The 19,610-nt window shown below is 57.1% G+C and carries 19 protein-coding genes; 9 read left to right on the top strand and 10 right to left on the bottom strand.

Features of this window, described 5'->3' with window-relative positions; genetic code table 11:
* Positions 1-34 precede the first annotated feature (34 nt).
* From ACF8PE_RS00930 to ACF8PE_RS00920, 3 genes are all read left to right on the top strand, one after another.
* On the top strand, positions 35-943 hold the full coding sequence (locus ACF8PE_RS00930; protein WP_059308039.1) for a LysR family transcriptional regulator: 909 nt from the start codon (positions 35-37) through the stop codon (positions 941-943).
* A gap of 346 nt (positions 944-1,289) precedes the next feature.
* The gene (gene smrA, locus ACF8PE_RS00925) at positions 1,290-1,853 is read left to right on the top strand and encodes a DNA endonuclease SmrA (RefSeq protein WP_032617885.1); all 564 of its coding nucleotides are present in this window, start codon (positions 1,290-1,292) and stop codon (positions 1,851-1,853) included.
* Between the two features lie 3 nt (positions 1,854-1,856).
* Positions 1,857-2,813: a zinc-dependent alcohol dehydrogenase family protein gene (locus ACF8PE_RS00920; RefSeq protein WP_392494291.1), complete on the top strand. Its 957-nt coding sequence runs from the start codon at positions 1,857-1,859 to the stop codon at positions 2,811-2,813.
* Here the strand turns inward: ACF8PE_RS00920 and ACF8PE_RS00915 are convergent.
* On the bottom strand, positions 2,810-3,847 hold the full coding sequence (locus tag ACF8PE_RS00915) for an AI-2E family transporter (protein WP_392494290.1): 1,038 nt from the start codon (positions 3,845-3,847) through the stop codon (positions 2,810-2,812). The two genes, ACF8PE_RS00920 and ACF8PE_RS00915, sit on opposite strands and share 4 nt — an antisense overlap.
* A gap of 416 nt (positions 3,848-4,263) precedes the next feature.
* Between ACF8PE_RS00915 and mdtJ the strand changes: the two genes are divergently transcribed.
* From mdtJ to ACF8PE_RS00900, 3 genes are all read left to right on the top strand, one after another.
* Positions 4,264-4,626: a multidrug/spermidine efflux SMR transporter subunit MdtJ gene (gene mdtJ / locus ACF8PE_RS00910; protein ID WP_059308037.1), complete on the top strand. Its 363-nt coding sequence runs from the start codon at positions 4,264-4,266 to the stop codon at positions 4,624-4,626.
* Positions 4,613-4,942 carry a multidrug/spermidine efflux SMR transporter subunit MdtI gene (mdtI, locus tag ACF8PE_RS00905; RefSeq protein ID WP_032617889.1) on the top strand — a complete coding sequence of 110 codons (330 nt, stop codon included), beginning with the start codon at positions 4,613-4,615 and terminating at the stop codon, positions 4,940-4,942. The genes mdtJ and mdtI overlap by 14 nt, the downstream gene beginning before the upstream one ends.
* 86 nt (positions 4,943-5,028) lie before the next feature.
* On the top strand, positions 5,029-7,191 hold the full coding sequence (locus ACF8PE_RS00900; RefSeq protein ID WP_117386194.1) for a bifunctional diguanylate cyclase/phosphodiesterase: 2,163 nt from the start codon (positions 5,029-5,031) through the stop codon (positions 7,189-7,191).
* Position 7,192: 1 nt separating this feature from the next.
* Here the strand turns inward: ACF8PE_RS00900 and ACF8PE_RS00895 are convergent, their stop codons facing one another.
* The 4 genes from ACF8PE_RS00895 to ACF8PE_RS00880 all read right to left on the bottom strand — a co-directional run bounded on the left by ACF8PE_RS00895 (position 7,193) and on the right by ACF8PE_RS00880 (position 11,649).
* Entirely contained in the window at positions 7,193-8,017 is an 825-nt protein-coding gene (locus tag ACF8PE_RS00895; RefSeq protein WP_032617890.1) for a serine protease, read from the bottom strand.
* Between the two features lie 278 nt (positions 8,018-8,295).
* On the bottom strand, positions 8,296-8,688 hold the full coding sequence (gene asr / locus ACF8PE_RS00890) for an acid resistance repetitive basic protein Asr (RefSeq protein ID WP_032617891.1): 393 nt from the start codon (positions 8,686-8,688) through the stop codon (positions 8,296-8,298).
* Between the two features lie 149 nt (positions 8,689-8,837).
* The gene (locus ACF8PE_RS00885) at positions 8,838-10,322 is read right to left on the bottom strand and encodes a carboxypeptidase M32 (RefSeq protein WP_077226684.1); all 1,485 of its coding nucleotides are present in this window, start codon (positions 10,320-10,322) and stop codon (positions 8,838-8,840) included.
* Positions 10,323-10,395: 73 nt separating this feature from the next.
* Positions 10,396-11,649 carry an MFS transporter gene (locus ACF8PE_RS00880; protein ID WP_032617893.1) on the bottom strand — a complete coding sequence of 418 codons (1,254 nt, stop codon included), beginning with the start codon at positions 11,647-11,649 and terminating at the stop codon, positions 10,396-10,398.
* Between the two features lie 122 nt (positions 11,650-11,771).
* Between ACF8PE_RS00880 and ACF8PE_RS00875 the strand changes: the two genes are divergently transcribed.
* The 3 genes from ACF8PE_RS00875 to bioD all read left to right on the top strand — a co-directional run bounded on the left by ACF8PE_RS00875 (position 11,772) and on the right by bioD (position 14,839).
* The gene (locus tag ACF8PE_RS00875; RefSeq protein ID WP_117386196.1) at positions 11,772-12,671 is read left to right on the top strand and encodes a LysR family transcriptional regulator; all 900 of its coding nucleotides are present in this window, start codon (positions 11,772-11,774) and stop codon (positions 12,669-12,671) included.
* 127 nt (positions 12,672-12,798) lie between these two features.
* Positions 12,799-14,019 carry a sugar metabolism global transcriptional regulator Mlc gene (mlc, locus tag ACF8PE_RS00870; protein WP_103793215.1) on the top strand — a complete coding sequence of 407 codons (1,221 nt, stop codon included), beginning with the start codon at positions 12,799-12,801 and terminating at the stop codon, positions 14,017-14,019.
* Between the two features lie 124 nt (positions 14,020-14,143).
* Positions 14,144-14,839: a dethiobiotin synthase gene (gene bioD, locus ACF8PE_RS00865; RefSeq protein WP_392494285.1), complete on the top strand. Its 696-nt coding sequence runs from the start codon at positions 14,144-14,146 to the stop codon at positions 14,837-14,839.
* Here the strand turns inward: bioD and clcB are convergent.
* From clcB to osmY, 5 genes are all read right to left on the bottom strand, one after another.
* On the bottom strand, positions 14,774-16,084 hold the full coding sequence (gene clcB / locus ACF8PE_RS00860) for a voltage-gated ClC-type chloride channel ClcB (protein ID WP_392494284.1): 1,311 nt from the start codon (positions 16,082-16,084) through the stop codon (positions 14,774-14,776). The two genes, bioD and clcB, sit on opposite strands and share 66 nt — an antisense overlap.
* A 91-nt stretch (positions 16,085-16,175) precedes the next feature.
* Complete coding sequence (gene osmV, locus ACF8PE_RS00855) at positions 16,176-17,324, bottom strand: osmoprotectant ABC transporter ATP-binding protein OsmV (RefSeq protein ID WP_059308032.1); 1,149 nt, start codon at positions 17,322-17,324, stop codon at positions 16,176-16,178.
* A complete protein-coding gene (gene osmW / locus ACF8PE_RS00850; RefSeq protein WP_032617899.1) occupies positions 17,324-17,971 on the bottom strand; it encodes an osmoprotectant ABC transporter permease OsmW in 648 nt (215 codons plus the stop codon). Before osmW ends, osmV begins: the two co-directional genes overlap by 1 nt.
* A gap of 9 nt (positions 17,972-17,980) precedes the next feature.
* Positions 17,981-18,880: an osmoprotectant ABC transporter substrate-binding protein OsmX gene (osmX, locus tag ACF8PE_RS00845; protein ID WP_032617900.1), complete on the bottom strand. Its 900-nt coding sequence runs from the start codon at positions 18,878-18,880 to the stop codon at positions 17,981-17,983.
* An 18-nt stretch (positions 18,881-18,898) separates the two neighbouring features.
* Positions 18,899-19,609 carry an osmoprotectant ABC transporter permease OsmY gene (gene osmY, locus ACF8PE_RS00840; RefSeq protein ID WP_032617901.1) on the bottom strand — a complete coding sequence of 237 codons (711 nt, stop codon included), beginning with the start codon at positions 19,607-19,609 and terminating at the stop codon, positions 18,899-18,901.
* Between the last annotated feature and the right edge of the window lies 1 nt (position 19,610).

The raw sequence follows: 19,610 nt of genomic DNA, 5'->3' as shown, positions 1-19,610 counted from the left end.
TTTACTCTGATAAACAACGGTTATCGGTGCAGACATGACATTCCAGGTAAAAATTCATCAGCTGCGGGCCTTTGTGGAGGTCGCCCAACAGGGGAGCATTCGTGGGGCGGGTCGGGTGTTAAACCTGTCGCAACCGGCGTTAACCAAATCCATTAAAGAGCTGGAAGAGGGCATCGCGGCGCAGCTGTTTATTCGCCGCAGCAAAGGGGTGACCTTAACCGAGTGCGGGGAGAGTTTTTATCAGCATGCCCGGCTGATCCTTGAAGAGTTACGCAGCGCGCAGGACGATATTCGCCAGCGTCAGGGGCAGCTGGCCGGGCAAATTAATATCGGCATGGGGGCCAGCATTGCCCGCCTGTTAATGCCGGCGGTCATTTCCCGTTTCCATCAACAGCACCCGCAGGTCAAGGTGCGTATTATGGAAGGGCAATTAGTATCGATGATTAATGAATTACGCCAGGGGGAACTTGATTTTACGATCAATACCTATTATCAGGGGCCATATGATCATGAATTCACGTTCGAAAAATTGTTTGAGAAGCCTTTTGCGATATTTTGTCGGGCAGGCCATCCGGCAATAGAGGCTGATTCTATTAATGAATTGTTGAAATACAGTTGGACAATGCCTACGCCGCGCGGCAGTTATTATAAGCAGCTGGAAGAGATGTTTTCCCACCGGGATCAGATTCCCCGTATTGGTGTGGTATGTGAAACATTTTCGTCCTGTATTAGCCTGGTTGCGCAGAGCGATTTTCTCAGTATTCTGCCGCAGGAGCTGGGCTGTGACCCGTTGCTGGCTAACAGGCTTGTAATGTTGGCGGTGAAAGAGCCATTACCGAAAGCGACCTATTACCTTATACAAAGAAGGGATTCTCGTCAGACGCCGCTGACCACTTCATTAATCACACAATTCAGACGTCACGCCCGGCAGGTTATTTATTAGACAGTACAAGGATAAAAAAATGGAGCCGGTCGACATCCAACAGACTCCACAGTACACACAGCATTGCTCCACATGCATCTCTGCTTATTATTTCCGTTCTGCAGATAACTTCATATATAACATCTTTTCGGCATAAATAAAGGAACTAACGTAACAGGATCAAAAAAATTTAATGTAAGTCATAATGTTAACGTAAAATAAAATTTAATTTTAGAGCGAATGAATTATCAATTAAATTAACTGAATTGATTATACTTTTTTAAATAATCAACGGGAGTTGCAGCGCCGCATTGAGCCACATGACAGGGGCAGGTATAGTACTCTGTCAGTCAAGCAGGAGGATGTCATGAACCCAGAAGATAAATCGCTTTTTCTCGACGCGATGGAGGATGTTCAGCCGCTCAGACGCTGTGCCGACGTCCACTGGCAGCCCGCCTCAACCCCGCGCACCCGCCAGCCTGTGGACACCAGCCAGCTGGATAACTTTCTCACCACCGGCTTTCTGGATGTGATACCCCTGGCAGAGCCGCTGGCGTTCCGGCGGGAAGGGGTGCAGCTCGGGGTAATTGATAAGCTGCGCTTAGGTAAATATCCCCGCCAGGCGAGCCTGACCTTATTGCGTCAGCCCGTTGAGCAGTGCCGCCAGCAGCTGTATACCTTTATCCGCCAGGCTGAGCGCGACGGCTTACGTAATCTGATCATCATTCACGGCAAGGGACGAGACGATAAGTCCCATGCCAATATTGTGCGCAGCTATCTGGCGCGCTGGCTGACGGAGTTCGAGGCAGTGCAGGCCTTTTGTGTGGCCCAGCCGCACCACGGCGGCAGCGGTGCCTGTTATGTTGCGCTGCGCAAATCCAGCGAAGCGAAGCTCGAAACCCGTGAGCGACTGGCAAAACGCAGCCGCTAAATCATGGATAACACCGCCTTATGCTACCGCCAGTTTGGTGAGCCTGAATCTGTATTGCAGCAGGAGACTGCGGCTAAAGCACCGCTGCAGCCGGGAATGCTCCGGGTGCAGATGCTGCTTTCGCCGGTTAACGCCTCGGATCTGATCCCCATCACCGGGGCCTACCGGCATCGTATTACCTTGCCCGCCATCGCCGGATATGAAGGCGTGGGACGGGTGATTGCCGCCCCGGACGATGCCGCCTCTTTGCTGGGTCAGCGGGTATTGCCCTTGCGCGGCGAAGGTACCTGGCAGCAAATAGTCGATTGCCCGGCGGGGCTGGCGATCCCGGTCCCCGCTACCATTGAGACCCCCCTGGCGGCGCGGGCGTTCATCAACCCGCTGGCGGCCTGGCTGATGCTCAACCTGTATCCTGTGCAGGGTAAACGGGTGCTCCTGACGGCGGCCGGATCGGACTGTGCCATTCTGCTGGGGCAGTGGGCGCAGCGGCGAGGGGCCACGGAGGTGTATGGCATCCACCGTTCAGCGGTCCATGCAGACCGGCTGCGGGCGATGGGGATCGTCCCGATTGCGCAACAGGAGAGCGATACCGTGCGCGCCGTCGCTGCGGCCAGCGATATCGTCTTTGATGCCACGGGTGGAGAACTGGCGCTGACCCTCCTCAGCGCGATGCGCAACAGCGGGCAGTTTATCTGCTACGGTCTGCTTTCAGGCCAGCCCTTCGCGTTACAACGTCACTTTCCGCCGATGCACTGGTTCCATATCCGCAACACTTTCGATAGCTTTAGCCCGCAGGCATGGCAGGCGGCGTTTACCGAAATCTGGCCCCTGTTGGCAGAGAGCCAGTACAGCGACGCCCGGCTACTGCCGTTTAACAACTGGCAGTCGGCACTGGCCGACTACCGACAGGCGGGGCGAACCCATAAGCCGCTGCTGGATTTTACCGGGCTTAACCCTTAGCTTGCCTTGCTCATATCACTGAGCAGCAGCGCAATGGTTTTACCGCCGTGAGTCTGCTCCAGCGCAATTTTCACGATAATGGTCAGGGGCACCGACAGCAGCATCCCCACCGGCCCCAACAGCCAGCCCCAGAAGATCAGCGACAAAAACACCACCAGCGTAGAGAGGCCCAGCCCACGTCCCATCAAGCGAGGCTCCAGAATGTTGCCAAAGATCAGGTTGATGATCAGATACCCCGCCAGCAGTACCAGGGCCGGGTAAAAGCCGCTGAATACCAGCACCTGCGCGATCGGGGGGATAGCGGCCAGCACCGATCCGATGTTAGGGATATAGTTCAGGGCAAAGGCCAGCAGCGCCCAGACAAAGGCGAACCGAACCTCCAGTGCCGCCAGCATCCCCCAGACCACCAGCCCGGTCACCAGACTGATGGCGGTCTTCAGCACCAGATAGTGCGAAACGCTGTCGAGGGCGCGCTGGATCGCCGCCATCCCCTCCACCGGGCGGGACATCAGCGGCTGGAGCTTTGCTGGCAGTTGCGGCACCTCCAGCAGCATAAATACCACGGTAAGCAGCAGTAAAAAGATGGCGGTCATGGCGCTGGAGAGCTGCGCCAGCAGGGCTGTCACCAGCGTCATGGCCGCATTGGGGTCGATATACTTCAGCAGCTCCTCCATCGACACTTCTATCCCGGCCCGCTGTAGCCAGGGTTCAAGATGCAGCAAAGGCACGGCCAGAGAAGAACGGTAATGTGGCAGGGTGCGCGCCAGCTCATTCAGTGAAGTGCCCAGATAGGCCACCAGCAATGCCATGGCGACCCCGATAAGCAGGATCGGCAGGGTGATCGCCAGCACCCGAGGGAGACGCAGGCGCACCAGTCGCCGCACCAGCGGATGCAGCACCACGGCGATAAACAGTGCCAGAATAAAGGGCACAATAATATCCGCCGCAACGCGGATCCCCGTCAGCACAATCACCAGCATGCCGAGCATGATGACTATTTTTAATCCGTTGAGGGTAATAATGGGTTTGGCCATACTGGCTCCTGATCCTGTCCTTTTTATTTATTCTACCGATGCGGCGCGATGAGAAAATTAACCAAACACAAACAGTGAGGGTAAAGAAATGAAAAGGCTTTGAGTAAATTCCTGGCTTATGGTAAAAATCAGCTGTGTTTAACTACCGGAGACAATTTTCATCTGCACTGACGAGAAGCAACACCGCAGATAATTGTAATTTTATGGACAATCTGTTCAGGACGCATTTTTCAAACCTCTCTGCATTACTCTCCTCTTTTTGCCTGCCGTCTGGCGAGCAGCACTGGCGCAACGCGCTGTAGACCCTCTCTCTGCCTGAGCTGGCGCTTTGCGTCCGGCCAAAAATTCATTCGTTTTTACCCGGCTGCCATCTATGGCGAGCCGCGAAGGATTATATTCTCAAGCAGGAGAAAAACATGTTTTACTGGATCCTCTTAGCCCTGGCTATCGTTGCTGAAATAACCGGCACGCTGTCAATGAAATGGGCCAGCCTCAGCGGTGGTCACACCGGCTATATTTTAATGCTGTCAATGATTACGCTGTCCTATATTTTCTTGTCTTTTGCGGTTAAAAAAATCGCATTAGGCGTGGCGTATGCATTATGGGAAGGGGTAGGTATTTTCTTAATTACCCTTTTTAGCGTTTTATTGTTTGATGAGTCGCTGTCGCTGATGAAACTGGCCGGTCTGACGACGCTGGTGGCGGGCATAATATTTATTAAATCCGGCACCCGAAAACCGGTAAAACAGCGTAAGGAGGCGAACCATGCAACAGTTTGAGTGGGTTCATGGTGCCTGGCTGGCGCTGGCGATCGTACTGGAAATTGCCGCTAACGTTTTGCTGAAGTTCTCCGACGGTTTTCGCCGCAAAGTGTACGGCCTGCTGTCGATTGCAGCGGTTCTCGGCGCGTTCAGCGCCCTGTCGCAGGCGGTTAAAGGTATAGATCTGTCGGTGGCCTATGCGCTGTGGGGCGGGTTTGGCATCGCGGCAACCCTGGCGGCGGGATGGATCCTGTTTGGTCAACGGCTGAATAGAAAAGGATGGATTGGCCTGCTTCTGCTTCTCGCCGGGATGATTATGATAAAACTGGCCTGATAATCTTGCTGCCTGTCATTACAGGCAGCGAAATTCAACTCGTGTATTACGCTTAGACTGAGGGCTTTGAAAAGGACGAAGAATGAATGCATACCCCTTTAAGCTGGCGTAAGATCCCTTCTGCAAAAAACCTTTTTGTCATGATTTTTATGGCAGGGCTGGGCTTAATCTTCTCGATAATGACCCTGCTTTACCTCTCCCTGAACCTCATCAGCAGTAAAGCCAATGAAATCGACGAACAGCGCACGGCTCTCTCCGTACAGGGCGCCGTGCAGACCTCGATTAACCGGGTCTGGTCGCTGGTGATTGATAATGCCGTCTGGGATGACGCGGTGCGCGAAGCGTATCGCCCGGCGCTGGATGTGGACTGGCTCTACAACACCTGGGGAGCAGGCTATAAGGTGAATAACCTTTACGACGGCACCTTTGTACTCGACGAACGTTTCCGGGTGCTGTGGGGATCGTTCAGAAGCCAGCCCTTTACGGAAAAGAACCTCGATTTTTTTGGCGAAGGCCTGACGTCGCTGATCCAGATGCACGCCAACGCCCTGAAAACGGATAAAAACATCTTCACCGGCGTCACCCGCACCCGCGCGGGGATTGCCTTTGTGGGCATCGGCCTGATCCGGCCGACGGTTGGAAGCCTTCAGGTGGCGGATAATACCCGCCGCTTTTTGGTTATCACTCGCCACCTCAATCCACAAATTTTGCGTGAACTGGGGGACACTTTTCAGATCGACGATTTGAGTCTCACTTCAGAGCAGGTCAACGACATGAGCGTCCCGCTAAAAAGCGCTTCAGGCGAGGTGCTGGGGTATCTTTCCTGGAAGCCACGGCTACCGGGGGCGGCTGCGGCGAAAGCCGCCTCGCTGGACATCACCCGCATTGTACTGTTCATCCTGGCGCTGATTTTGCTGTTCATTCTTTTCAGCTGCGTGGGGCTGTATAAACTGGCGCGTGGGGAAAATCTTGCGCGAACGGTGGCCCGCACCGACTGGCTGAGTCATTTACCTAACCGCCGGGCGCTGATTGAAGAGCTGGAGCGGGTAGGCCTGCGCGGCGATACCGATCGTAAAAGCGTGGTCTTTATCGACCTCGACGGCTTTAAAGACGTGAATGATATCTACGGGCATGAGGTGGGCGATGAGCTGATCGTCATCATTGCTGGCGCGTTACGCGACAACGTACCGAAGGACGGCATGCTGGCCCGCATGGGCGGCGATGAGTTTGCGATGACCATTGGCGGTGACAACGCCGAAGCGCTGGCCTCGGCGTTTGCGGGCTTTGTTCTCGATTATCTGCATAATGCCATCCGCATCGGGGAGCGCACCATCCATATTGGCGCCAGCATCGGCATTGCCAGCGGCAGCCTTGTGGAGTGCACCAGCTCAGAGCTGTTCCGTCGCGCCGATATCGCCATGTACCACTCCAAAACCACCGGCAAAGGGCGGGTGACGCACTACGATACGGAGCTGAACAGCGCGCGTGAGCGTCAGGTGGCGATTGAGAGCCAGATCCGCAGCGGCCTTGAGCGCGAGGAGTTTGACGTCTGGTATCAACCGATCATCGATGCGCGTAGCCAGAAAATGGTCAGCGTGGAGGCGCTGGTTCGCTGGCCGCGTCGCCCGGAGGGGCCGCTGCCGCCAGATGCATTTATCAACATCGCAGAAACCAGCGGCCTGATTTACGGCCTGGGGCAGTTCGTATTGCGCCGGGCCTGTCAGGATCTGGAGCCTTTCGCGGATTTAAAACTGTCGGTCAATATCTCACCTGCGCAGTTTCGCGACCCGGAATTCGAAGCCAAAGTCGAAGGGGCGCTGGCAATCAGCCGTTTCCCGGCCACGCGCCTGCAGCTGGAAGTCACAGAAACCTACGTTCTGGAAAATCCCGAGCGCGCCCGTTCAGCCATCAGCAACCTTAAAGCCCAGGGGATCGCCGTGGCGCTGGATGATTTTGGCACCGGCTACTCAAGCATCGGCTATCTACGCCGCTTTAACTTCGACACCCTCAAAATCGACAAATCCCTGGCCGGGCTGGTGGATCATGACGAACAGGCTTCGGCCCTGGTCAGCGGCACCGTGCGCATTGCCAGCGCCCTCGGGATGACCGTGGTGGCCGAAGGGGTGGAGAACGAGAAGCAGATGAAAATGCTGCGGCTGGCGGGCTGCGATCAGTTGCAGGGCTTCTGGTACAGCCAGCCGATGCCGATAAAAGAGATTATGGCGTTACGCCAGAAGCGGCAGTGTTAGATCACTGCCGGGCCAGCTCTTCCAGCTTGTCACGAAAGCCGGTAATGGACAGGGCGCGGTTATCGGCCCGCCAGCGATCTTTCGCAGCCGGAGCCGAGCTTTGTACCCCGATAACCTGCCAGCCATCGGCGGTTTTTAACATCAGCGGCGAGCCGCTGTCGCCGGGCAGGGTATCGCACTGATGCGACAGCACGCCAGTTTGCGCCCAGCCGGTAACAATGCAGTCCTGATGGGTATAGAGCACGTCGAGATGATCTTCCGGGTAACCCGCCTGGTTCACCTTACGGTCAGCCGCTTTCAGCGCGGCGGTAAGGGCATCTTTGTCACCGGTAAACAGCGGCAGCGGCGTGATCCCCGATGGCGGATTGCGCAGCACCACCAGACCAAAATCCCACGAGGCAGCAGATGGCGGTACGATCCAGCCGTCGCCATCGGCTTTCAGCCGACGTCCCAGAGATGCGGGGACGCGTCCTTCAATGCCGTGGATCTCATAGCGCCAGCTGCCTTTTAACGAGACAAAGCGCAGGGCAACGGCGGTATCGGGTTTACCATTTGGTGGCACCAACAGACAGTGGCCGGCGGTCAGCGCCAGCTGGGGGGTAATGAGGGTCGCGGTACACAGATTCCCGCTGGCGGTTTCCAGCTGGCCAATGGCATCCCACGGAGAGTGGGTAGGATCGGTGACACGCGTACGGTCGTCATGACCAAAAAACAGCGTTTGTACCTCTTTTTTGAGGTTCGCAGCGTCGTTGCTGCCTTCGTCCGCATGACTCAGCCCAGAAAAGAGAAAAAACGTTCCCAGTACAACCACAACAGATTTACGCATATCACACTCTGAAGGGGGATAATTATGATTATTAAATATGAACCCTGCTTATTAACTATAGACGGGACCGCGCGAAAGTGGGAGTAAAATCAGCGTGCTACACTCAGGAAATATAAAACATACTCGCAATAAGAGCGCATAAAATAAGCGTGGTAAGAATCAACTCAAACCGATAGCGCTGAAACATAACGCCCTCCGCACAGAAAAACGGCGCTGGAACCTTGCCGGTTCAGCGCCGGGACCAACGTGCCCGTCAGGGCACGTTAAGGTAAGCAGGCTTACGCAGCGGGTTGCGCTGCAGGGGTCGCAGCCTGGTGTTTAACGGCTTTTTTGTGGTGTTTTTTGGCTGCCTGAGCTTTCTGGGCAACCGGTGCCGCTTCCGCTTTTTTCACTTCTTTTTTATGAACCTTTTTGGCTGCCTGCGCTTTCTGGGCAACCGGCGCTGCTTCTTCTTTTTTCACTGCTTTTTTATGGTGCTTTTTCGCAGCCTGCGCTTTCTGCACGGCCGCTTTTTTGTGTTTTTTGTGGTGCACAGTCTTCGCAGCCGGCGCTGCGGTGGTGGTAGTCGCGGTGGCTGCCGGTGCAGCGGTGTTGGCGACGGTGTCAGCAGCGAATGCAGCAGAAGAGAGACCCATTGCAGCGGCAACAACCAGAGCTAATACTTTATTCATCATCCTACCCTCGAATTGGTTTTTTCATTTAACCCCACTGCGGGGCCGTTGAAAGAACTATATCCCTGAAATTACGGGGCTTCCGTGAGTGATTGGTGACGACGTGTAACGGATTGTACAGCGCCGGGTACGATACCCGGCGCGGAGGGTTACAGATAACGCGAGGTGAGATGATCGCGGAAGTAACGGCTGTTGAGATCTTCTCCGGTGGCCTGCTCAATCAACTGGGCGGTGGTGAAACGGCTGCCGTGTTGCCAGATGTTCTGGCGCAGCCAGTCGAACAGGGCGCTGAAGTCCCCGACGGCGATGGCGGCATCCAGCCCAGGCAGGGCTTTTTTAGCAGCAGCGAACAGCTGAGCGGCATACATCGCTCCGAGTGTGTAGGACGGGAAGTAACCAAAGCCGCCATCTGTCCAGTGGATGTCCTGCATACAGCCGTTGCGGTAGTTATCTTTGGTGGATAAGCCCAGCCACGCCTGCATCTTTTCGTCCCACAGCGCGGGAATGTCGTCGACTTCAATGTCACCGTTGATCAGCGCCCGCTCAATCTCGTAGCGCAGCACCACGTGCGCCGGATAGCTGACTTCGTCCGCATCCACACGGATATAGCCGGGCTTGACGCGCTGGTTCCAGGCGACAAAGTTCTCCGGCGAGAAGGCCGCCTGGCTGCCGAAGCGCTCATGCACCGCGGGGAGAAGATGGTTGAGAAACGCCGTGCTACGCCCAAGTTGCATCTCAAAGAACAGGCTTTGTGACTCATGGATAGCGGTAGAGCGGGCCAGGGCGATAGGCTGTCCGAGCCAGTTGCGCGGCAGGTTCTGCTCATAGCGGGCGTGTCCGGTTTCATGGATCACCCCAAACAGGGCGCTGAGCAGCTCGTCTTCGTCGTAACGGGTGGTAATGCGCACGTCTTCCGGCACGCCGCCACAGAACGGGTGAGCGCTGACGTCCAGACGACCGGCGTTAAAGTCAAACCCGAGGGTCTTCATCGCCTCCAGTCCCAGCTCGCGCTGAATTGCCGTCGGGAATGGCCCCTGTGGCGGCACAAATGACTGCTGCGCCTGCTTCTCGACAACCTGATTCAGCAGGCCCGGCAGCCAGGATTTGAGATCGCCAAACAGGTCGTCCAGCCGGGCGCTGGTCATATCCGGCTCAAAAATATCCAGCAGCGCATCGTAAGGGGTGCAGCCTTTGGCGTCGGCACGCAGGCGGGCCTCTTCCCGGCTCAGCTTCACCACCTCTTTCAGGTTGACAGCAAAGCCCTGCCAGTCATTCGCTGGACGCTGGGTGCGCCAGGCATGCTCGCATTTACTGCCCGCCAGGGATTTGGCTTCCACCAGCGACTCCGGCAGCAGCGCGGCCTGCTGGTAGTGGCGGGTCATCTCCCGCAGGTTGGCCTGTTCGACGTCATTCAGATCTTCGCTTTCGGCATTACGCAGCCAGTCGGCCACCTTTGTATCGGTCAGGATTTGGTGTTGCAGGACGCTCAACTCTGCCAGCGCTTCGCCTCGCGCGGCACTGCCGCCTGCGGGCATCATGGTAAACATGTCCCAACTGGCAATGGCGGAGAGGTGAGAGAAGCGGGAGAGACGCTGGAAGGTACGGGTGAGTTGCTGATAATTATTCTTTTCCATTAAGACCTCGTGTCTGCATCAACTGATGGTTAAAAGTACCATCCAGTGAAGCGAAACACGAGGCCACGCAACATTAATGTAACCGTTTATGCAGGTTAACACCCACCAGCAGCGCCCCGCACAGCATCAACGCGATAAATCCTCCCACGCCGTTCCAGCCGTACTGATGCCAGAAGACGCCACCCAGCGTCCCGGCGATGCTGGAACCCAGGTAGTAGCTGAACAGATATAACGATGATGCCTGGCCTTTGGCGCGGCGGGCGCGCGGGCCGATCCAGCTGCTGGCGACCGAATGGGCGGCAAAAAAGCCCGCGGAGAAGAGCAGCATCCCGGCGAAAATCACCCCCAGGTTAGCGAACAGGGTCATCAGCACGCCTGCCAGCATGATACCCGTCGAGGCCAGCATCACCGGGCCACGGCCAAAGCGGGTGGTCATCGCCCCGGCTTTTGGCGAACTCCATGTACCGGTGAGATAAGCCACCGACAGCAGGCCAACCAGCGCCTGGCTTAAATGCCAGGGCGAAAGCATTAGCCGGTAGCCGATGTAGTTAAACAGGGTAACAAACGACCCCATCAACAGAAAACCGGTCAGGAACAGCAGGGGCAGGCCGCGATCGCGCCAGTGCAGGCGGAAGTTAATCAGCAGCGTTTTTGGCCGTAAAGCGGTAGGGCGAAAGTGGCGCGATTCCGGCAGAATTTTCCAGAACATCAGTGCTGAGGCCAGCGCAAAACAGCCGATCGCGGCCAGCGCAATCCGCCAGTTGAAAAAGTCGGTGAAGACCCCGCTCAGGAGTCGTCCGCTCATCCCGCCAATGGAGTTACCGCTGATATAAAGCCCCATTGAGAAGGCGACAAAGCTGGGGTGGATCTCCTCGCTGAGGTAGGTCATACCCACTGCCGCCACGCCGCTGAGAGAAAGGCCGATCAGCGCGCGCATGATCAAAATTCCGTGCCAGCTGGTCATCATCGTGGACAGCAACGTACAGACCGAGGCCAGCAGCAGAGCGGTGACCATCACCGGTTTACGCCCGATGGCGTCTGACAGCGGGCCGGTAAAGAGTAGGCCAATCGCCAGCATCCCGGTGGAAATCGAGAGCGAAATACTGCTGCTGGCAGGCGTCACCCCAAACTCCTGGGACAACACCGGCAGGATCGGCTGCACGCAGTAGAGCAGGGCGAAAGTCGCCAGTCCGGCGGAGAAGAGCGCCAGGGTGACGCGCATAAACTGCGGGGTACCGCGCTTGATGAACTGGACCGGCCGCGGTTGGGTGGGTAAGAGATCGATATCATCTGTCGGGGCGATATCAGCCGTTGTTGTACGACTCACGTAAGTTCCTTGCTTCAACATCCCCGTGATTTCTGGTGACGGGTATGACCACAAGGATCAGGGTAGGAAAATGTAAATATTCTGTCTAATATATTAATAATCTCAAATGATACGTTAAAAATATGAATATTGAACTGCGTCATCTGCGCTACTTTGTGGCCGTTGCTGAGGAGCTGCATTTTGGTCGCGCGGCGGCGCGGCTGAATATCTCCCAGCCGCCGCTGAGTCAGCAAATTCAGGCGCTGGAGCAGCAGGTGGGGGCGCGTCTGCTGGCACGTACCAACCGCAGCGTGGGGCTGACGGAGGCAGGACGTCAATTTCTGGCCGACAGCCGTCAGATCCTGGGCCTGGTGGACGAGGCGGCAGCCCGGGCGGAACGGCTGCACCATGGCGAAACCGGAGAGCTACGTCTTGGCTTTACCTCCTCTGCGCCCTTTATTCGCGCCATCTCGCATACGCTCTCGACGTTTCGCCGCCTCTCACCGGATGTCCATATCCAGACCCGGGAGATCAACACTCGGGAGCAGATCGTTCCGCTGAGCGAAGGCTCTCTCGATCTTGGTCTGATGCGTAATACCCAACTGCCGGATACCCTGGCATGGCAGCAGGTGCTGCGGGAGCCGCTGCTGGCGATGATTCATCGGGATCACCCCCTGGCGGCAAAGGCTGTGGTTTCTCTCACGGAGCTGGCCCAGGAGCCGTTTGTCTTTTTTGATCCGCGGGTAGGTACCGGATTGTATGACGACATTCTGGGATTGCTGCGTCGCTACGGGGTCACGCCGGTCATCACTCAGGAGGTGGGCGAGGCGATGACTATTATCGGGCTGGTGGCAGCGGGGCTGGGCGTGTCGATTCTGCCGGCCTCGTTTAAGCGACTCCAGCTGAACGAGATGCGTTGGGTGGCGATAGCCGAACCGGACGCGGTGTCAGAGATGTGGCTGGTGTGGTCGAAGCATCATGAGCTTAGCGCCGCGGCACAACGTTTCAAAAAACTGCTGATCGACGCCTCATCAGGCGGCTGAGCCGCAAAAAAAGCGGGTAAAAATGTGCTGTAAATCACAAGGCTAAGTAAAAATTTGACGATTACTGTAGAAGTGCTTCACCATAGCCCACAGTTTATTTCGAAGCTCGAAAATAAGGGAGTACGTGGTGGTTGCTGATAGTCAGCCTGGGCATATCGATCAGATTAAGCAGACCAATGCGGGTGCGGTATATCGCCTGATTGATCAGCTTGGGCCGGTCTCGCGCATCGATCTTTCCCGCCTTGCGCAACTGGCACCTGCCAGTATCACCAAGATCGTACGAGAAATGCTCGAAGCGCATCTGGTGCAGGAGACGGAAATTCAGGAGCCGGGCAGCCGCGGCCGTCCGGCGGTGGGGCTGGTGGTGGAAACCGAAGCCTGGCACTACCTCTCGTTGCGCATCAGCCGGGGTGAAATCTACCTTGCATTGCGCGATCTCAGCAGCAAGCTGGTGGTGGAAGAGCAACTGCCGCTGGAGCTGAAAGCCGAGCAGCCGCTTGAGGTGCGGATCACTGCGCTTATCGATCGGTTCTTTATTCATCACCAGCAGAAGTTGGAGCGTCTCACCGCCATCGCGATCACCATGCCGGGTATCATTGATACCGAAAATGGTATCGTCCACCGGATGCCGTTCTACGATGACGTGAAAGAGATGCCGCTGGGCGAGGTGCTGAAGAACCATACCGGCGTGCCGGTCTATATTCAGCATGATATTAGCGCATGGACGATGGCCGAGGCCCTGTTCGGCGCGTCGCGTGGTGCGCGGGACGTGATTCAGGTGGTCATCGACCACAACGTCGGTGCCGGAGTGATAACCGATGGTCGTCTGTTGCACGCCGGGAGCAGCAGCCTGGTGGAGATTGGCCACACCCAGGTCGATCCCTACGGCAAACGCTGTTACTGTGGTAACCACGGCTGTCTGGAGACCATTGCCAGCGTGGACAGTGTGCTGGAGCTGGCCCAGCTGCGGCTCGGCCAGTCGATGAGTTCAACCCTGCACGGTCAACCCTTGACGGTGGAGTCGCTTTGCGCGGCCGCCCAGCAGGGCGACCTGCTGGCGAAAGACATCATTACCGGCGTTGGCACGAACGTCGGGCGCATCATTGCCATTATGGTTAACCTCTTCAATCCGCAAAAAATCCTGATCGGTTCGCCATTGAGCCAGGCGGCAGGGGTCCTCTTCCCGGCGATCGCCGACTCAATTCGCCAGCAGTCCCTGCCAGCCTACAGTAAACATATCGTGGTGGAGAGCACCCAGTTTACCAATCAGGGGACGATGGCCGGTGCGGCGCTGGTGAAAGATGCGATGTATAACGGCTCCCTGCTGATCCGCCTGCTGCAGGGTTAACAATCCTTAAAGTCTTACTAAAAATTGCGCTATCTCAAACTGAGCGGATAGCGCATGCCTTAGACTTCCTCCACTGAATTATTTCCTTGATTTATATTTCCAAAGCATAACGGTGGAGTTAGTGATGCTTAAGCGTTTCTTTGTAACGGGTACTGATACTTCTGTCGGCAAGACGGTGGTGTCCCGCGCCTTGCTGCAAGCCTTGATGGCAAGCGGAAAGCGCGTCGCAGGGTACAAACCGGTAGCAAAAGGGAGTAAAGAGACGCCAGAGGGATTGCGCAATAAAGATGCGCTGGTTTTACAAAGCGTCTCCTCTCTCGAACTGCCTTACCATGCGGTAAACCCCATTGCCCTCAGTGAAGATGAGAGCAGCGTGGCGCACAGCGGGCTGGTGAATTACACCCTGTTGTCGAACAGGCTGGCCAGCCTGAGCGATCAGGTCGACCACGTGGTGGTTGAAGGAACTGGCGGCTGGCGCAGCCTGATGAATGATTTGCGTCCGTTATCAGAGTGGGTAGTGCAGGAGCAACTGCCGGTGCTGATGGTGGTGGGCATTCAGGAAGGCTGTATCAACCACGCCCTGCTGACGGCACAGGCTATCGCCAATGACGGCCTGCCGCTGGTGGGCTGGGTGGCAAACCGTATCAATCCGGGCCTGGCCCACTATGCTGAAATTATTGAGGTGTTGAGTAAAAAGCTGCCGGGTCCGCTGGTCGGCGAGTTGCCCTATCTGCCGCGCGCAGAGCAGCGCGATCTAGCGCACTACATCGACCTCTCGACTCTCGGCAGTGTGTTGTCCGTAGATCGAGTCGTGGCGTAACGTTCGCGACAGCACCGACGCCACCACGCAGGCAATCAGCAAGCCGGGCAGCAGCAGATACTGCCCGGTCATTTCACAGACCATCAGCGCCGACATGATCGGCGCGTGCGTCGTGGCGGCAAGCAGCGTTGCCATCCCCGCCAGCCCCAGCAAAATCGCGGTTTCAGAACCGGGCAACCACAGCATAAAGATCTGAGCAAACAGCATCCCGGTCGCCATGCCGACAAACAGCGTTGGCGTAAATACCCCGCCTGGCGCTCCCGAACCACTGCTGGCCAGTACCGCCAGCAGCTTACAGATAAATACCCCCGCAATTACCGACAGCAGCGGCGGCGCGAGCAGAAACGCCTGCACCACGCTGTAGCCATTGCCCCACACTTTAGGCGTTAGCAGTGACAACAGCCCGACGATCAGCCCGCCCAATGCCAGCTGCCACGGCGGGGAAAGCCGAAGGCGCAGGAACAGGGCGTGAGTGAAGGTCATCAGCCACATCAGCGCCGGGCCGCAGACCCCCGCCAGCAGACCCATGCCGACCATCAGGGAATAATCCACCCCGGTCAGCGTTTCGCTGAGATGCACCTCATACAGCGTGCTGGCACCGGGGCTGAGCAGGCGGGTAGTGAGGAGCGCAACCACCGCGGCAATCACCACCGGCCCAAGCGACGCCAGCATCAGGGTGCCGAACAAGATCTCGGCTATAAACAGGCTGCCGGCTAAGGGCGCATGGTACGCGCTCGCCATCCCGGCGGCGGCACCACAGGCGATCCACAGCTTCCACTCGGATTTCGGCGTAAAGCGTTGGGCAAAAAACGAGGCGGCGAGAGCGGCCATCAGGATCATCGCCCCTTCACGGCCAATGGCGCTGCCGCTGGCGACCACCAGTAACGATGCCAGGGATTTCACCAGACTGGCACCATAGTCAAACTGTCCGTCGCCCGTTTCCAGGGCCTCCATATAGTCGGTGGGAGCATGAGGGCGCTGCGCGTTGATCCGCTGCCAGACCCAGAGCAACAGTCCGGCCGCCAGCCCGCCAAGGGCGGGAGTCAGGGCACGTCGCCAGGGGGAGAGGCTGCTGGCGGCATTCACCAGGCTGCCGCTTTCATTACTCAGGAGCAGCCACTCCAGCCAATACATGGCGTGACGAAACAGCGCCACGGCCAGCGCTGCCAGCACGCCGGTAACGGTGGCAATCAGCAGTCGGCGAAACATCGCGCGGATGTCCGGGTAAGCATGGAGTCGATGCATGGGGTACACGTAAACAGGAAAGATACAATATTGTGGGGGGAAATCGTGGGGTTAGCAACGTAAAGAGCCGGGCAGTGCCCGGCTTAGAACATTAACTCTCGCTATGAATATTCAGCGCCCGGCGGGTGCGGCCGGAACTGAGATATTCCGCAATATAGTCCTGCGAAATCTCGCCGTTATAGCGTCCGTCTTCATCGACAATTGGCATCCAGCTGGTGTTGCTCTCGTACAGACGGGAGAGCACCACGCGCAGGTTGTCTTCGGCCTTGCCGGTCATACGGAACGGGTGGATCAGATCGGCGCAGGTGCCGCTGGCATGACGCGCCTCGCGACGTTTCACAAAGCCCAGCGGCTTACCGTTTTCGTCCACCACGGTGACCGCGCGAATGTCGTTATCATCCATCGTGGCGAAGGCCTCCGGCAGCGGGGTGGCCGGGCGAACGGTGATCGTCGGCTGTTGGTCAGTCACATCGCCCGCCGAGACCAGCAGCAGACGCTTAAGGGTGCGGTCCTGGCCGACGAACGAACCGACAAACTCATTCGCCGGTTTCGCCAGCAGTTCGTCCGGGCTGGCGCACTGGACGATTTTCCCCTGGCGGAAGACGGCGATGCGGTCGCCGAGCTTCAGCGCCTCGTCGATATCATGGCTCACCAGCATCACGGTCTTTTTCAGCTTGCGCTGCATCTCGAGGAACTGGTTCTGGATCACCTCGCGGTTAATTGGGTCGACTGCACCGAAGGGCTCATCCATCAGCAGTACCGGAGGATCCGCCGCCAGGGCGCGGATCACGCCGATACGCTGCTGCTGACCGCCGGACATTTCACGTGGGTAGCGGTTGAGGAACTTATGCGGGTCCATCGCCACCATATCCATCAGCTCTTCAGCGCGGGTTTTACAGCGCGCTTTGTCCCAGCCCAGCATCCGCGGCACCACGGTGATGTTCTCTTCGATAGTCATGTTCGGGAACAGACCAATCTGCTGGATCACGTAGCCGATGTTACGACGCAGGGTGACGGTATCCATGTCGCTGGTGTCCTGACCGTTAATCAGGATCTTCCCGCTGCTCGGAGTAATCAGACGGTTAATCATCTTCAGGGTAGTCGTCTTGCCGCAGCCGGACGGTCCGAGCAGGACGCACATTTCCCCTTCGGGTACGTTCAGGTTAACGTTGTCTACGGCCTTAAATGTCTGGCCCTGCTTCTGTGAAAATTGTTTGGTGAGGTTTTCCAGTTTTATCATTATCGAATCCCCTTTGGAGTCAGTACGATCTGCAGACGGTGCAGTAACCAGTCGAGCACAATCGCTAAAAGACAAATCATCAGCGCACCGGCAATCAACATACGAATATCACTTCCGCCGATGCCGTTAAGCAGCAACAGACCCAGACCGCCCGCGCCGATAACGGCGGCAATCGCCATCACGCCGATGTTCATCACCACGGCGGTACGGATCCCGCCGAAAATCACTGGCAGCGCCATGGGAATCTCTACCCAGCGCAGACGTTGCCAGAAGGTCATGCCGATGCCACGTCCCGCCTCACGCAGGCCGGGCGGCAGGCTGTCGAGTGCGGTGTGGGTGTTACGCACAATCGGCAGCAGCGAGTAGAGAAATACCGCGGTAATCGCGGGCAGGGCACCAATACCCTGACCGATCAGCGAAAAGAGCGGGATCATCAGACCAAACAGCGCAATGGATGGGATGGTCAGTACGATGGTGGCAATGCCCAGCACCGGGGTCGCCAGCCATTTGTGGCGTACAATCAGAATGCCCAGCGGCACGCCGATAATGATCGCCAGGCCTACAGCCAGCGCCACCAGCCACAGATGTTGCAGCGTCAGGGTGCAGAGATAACCCCAGTTATCAATCATGTAGTGAATCGTATCCATAGCGCCTCCTTACAGCAGCTGCTTGCTACGCAGGAAATCACGGGCGACCTGCTGCGGTGACTGATGATCGATATCCACCTTTTTATTCAGCTCGGTGATAACGTCGTTATTGAGCTGGGCAGAGAGGGTGTTCAGCGCCTCCTCCAGACCCGGATTGGCCTCCAGGGTGTCCTTACGCACCACCGGGGTCACCGCATAGCTCGGGAAAAAGCCTTTATCATCTTCCAGTACCTTCAGGTCAAAACCCTTCACGCGCCCGTCGGTGGTATAAATCAGCCCGGCGTCGACAAAGCCATCGCGCACCGCGTTATAGACCAGACCAGGGTCCATCTGGCGGATCTGCGGGCGATCAAGCTCCAGGTTGTAGGCGGCCTGCAGCGGCTTCATGCCGTCGCTGCGCCCGGAAAACTCCAGGTCCAGACCGAGCAGCCAGTTATTATCAGGGTCGGTTTTACGCACCTGTTCAACCTTTGCCACCAGTTCCGACATGGTGTTGATATGTTCTGCTTCGGCGCGCTTACGCTGCATAGCGAAGGCGTAGGTATTGTTCATGTCAGCAGGCTGGAGCCACACCAGGCCGTGTTTCGCATCCAGGCGTTTCACCGTCTCGTAAGACTCCTGCGGTGACATGCGTTTGTTGATGTGGTTAAAGATGATCAGCGAAGTACCGGTGTACTCCCAGGTCATATCGATCTGCTTGTTGATCATGGCATTGCGGGAGATGACCGTCGCAATGTTGGTCTGGGGCTGTACCTGAAACCCTTTCTTTTGCAGGTACTGCACGGTCATGGCCGAAAGAATATGCTGCTCGGTAAAGCTCTTGGTCGCCAGAATGAGCGGCGCGGCGAGCGCCTGGCTGGAGAAGAGCGCGGCGGCGCATAGCGCCGTCAGGCCGGTAAACAGTCTCATAAAAGCTCCTTATTATAATTATCGTGCGAGATGCGGGCTCATCAGACGACCCAGCGCCGCCAGCAACGTATCCAGAATCAGGGCGAACAGGGCGGTGGCCGCGGCACCCAAAATCAGCGTCGGGAAGTCATTCAGGTAAATACCCGGGAAGATCAGCTCACCGTAGCTGCTGGCACCAATCAGGAAGGCCAGCGGCGCAGTCCCGACGTTAATGGCGGTAGCGATGCGGATCCCGGAGAGCATCACCGGCCAGGCGTTAGGAATTTCCACCTGCCACAGCCGTTGCCATTTGGTCATGCCGATACCGTTTGCCGCTTCCAGTAACGAGCCAGGCACCGAGCACAGCCCGGCGTAGGTGTTACGCACAATCGGCAGCAGCGAGGCAAGGAACAGGGCAATAATGGCAGGGGTATCGCCAATACCAATCACCACCATCGCCAGCGCCAGAACGGCCAGTGGCGGCAGGGTATTCCCCACGTTAAAGATCTGCATGACGTATTCGGCGATACCGCGCGCGGCCGGACGGCTCAGCAAGATACCGCTGGGAATACCGACCAGCAGTGCGAAGAACATCGACGAGAAGACTAAAATCAGATGCTGTTGCCCGAGATAGACCAGGTCAACCTGACGCGCTTTGATGGTCTCCAGCCCAATTCCCCAGACGAGGAGGGCGACGACCACGATAATCGCGCCGACAAAAAGCAGCGAACGTTTGAATAGTGGATGCATT

This window comes from Leclercia sp. GLN_9, assembly GCF_043105735.1.
Lineage (GTDB): Bacteria > Pseudomonadota > Gammaproteobacteria > Enterobacterales > Enterobacteriaceae > Enterobacter > Enterobacter adecarboxylatus.
This window is presented reverse-complemented; position numbering and strand designations above follow the sequence as displayed.

What these genes read in the sequence shown, in the direction of transcription:
- ACF8PE_RS00930 (WP_059308039.1), top strand. Translation starts at nt 35, where the DNA reads ATGACATTCCAGGTAAAAATTCATCAGCTGCGGGCCTTTGTGGAGGTC.
- smrA (WP_032617885.1), top strand. Translation starts at nt 1,290, where the DNA reads ATGAACCCAGAAGATAAATCGCTTTTTCTCGACGCGATGGAGGATGTT.
- ACF8PE_RS00920 (WP_392494291.1), top strand. Translation starts at nt 1,857, where the DNA reads ATGGATAACACCGCCTTATGCTACCGCCAGTTTGGTGAGCCTGAATCT.
- ACF8PE_RS00915 (WP_392494290.1), bottom strand. Translation starts at nt 3,847, where the DNA reads ATGGCCAAACCCATTATTACCCTCAACGGATTAAAAATAGTCATCATG.
- mdtJ (WP_059308037.1), top strand. Translation starts at nt 4,264, where the DNA reads ATGTTTTACTGGATCCTCTTAGCCCTGGCTATCGTTGCTGAAATAACC.
- mdtI (WP_032617889.1), top strand. Translation starts at nt 4,613, where the DNA reads ATGCAACAGTTTGAGTGGGTTCATGGTGCCTGGCTGGCGCTGGCGATC.
- ACF8PE_RS00900 (WP_117386194.1), top strand. Translation starts at nt 5,029, where the DNA reads ATGCATACCCCTTTAAGCTGGCGTAAGATCCCTTCTGCAAAAAACCTT.
- ACF8PE_RS00895 (WP_032617890.1), bottom strand. Translation starts at nt 8,017, where the DNA reads ATGCGTAAATCTGTTGTGGTTGTACTGGGAACGTTTTTTCTCTTTTCT.
- asr (WP_032617891.1), bottom strand. Translation starts at nt 8,688, where the DNA reads ATGAATAAAGTATTAGCTCTGGTTGTTGCCGCTGCAATGGGTCTCTCT.
- ACF8PE_RS00885 (WP_077226684.1), bottom strand. Translation starts at nt 10,322, where the DNA reads ATGGAAAAGAATAATTATCAGCAACTCACCCGTACCTTCCAGCGTCTC.
- ACF8PE_RS00875 (WP_117386196.1), top strand. Translation starts at nt 11,772, where the DNA reads ATGAATATTGAACTGCGTCATCTGCGCTACTTTGTGGCCGTTGCTGAG.
- bioD (WP_392494285.1), top strand. Translation starts at nt 14,144, where the DNA reads ATGCTTAAGCGTTTCTTTGTAACGGGTACTGATACTTCTGTCGGCAAG.
- clcB (WP_392494284.1), bottom strand. Translation starts at nt 16,084, where the DNA reads ATGCATCGACTCCATGCTTACCCGGACATCCGCGCGATGTTTCGCCGA.
- osmV (WP_059308032.1), bottom strand. Translation starts at nt 17,324, where the DNA reads ATGATAAAACTGGAAAACCTCACCAAACAATTTTCACAGAAGCAGGGC.
- osmW (WP_032617899.1), bottom strand. Translation starts at nt 17,971, where the DNA reads ATGGATACGATTCACTACATGATTGATAACTGGGGTTATCTCTGCACC.
- osmX (WP_032617900.1), bottom strand. Translation starts at nt 18,880, where the DNA reads ATGAGACTGTTTACCGGCCTGACGGCGCTATGCGCCGCCGCGCTCTTC.
- osmY (WP_032617901.1), bottom strand. Translation starts at nt 19,609, where the DNA reads ATGCATCCACTATTCAAACGTTCGCTGCTTTTTGTCGGCGCGATTATC.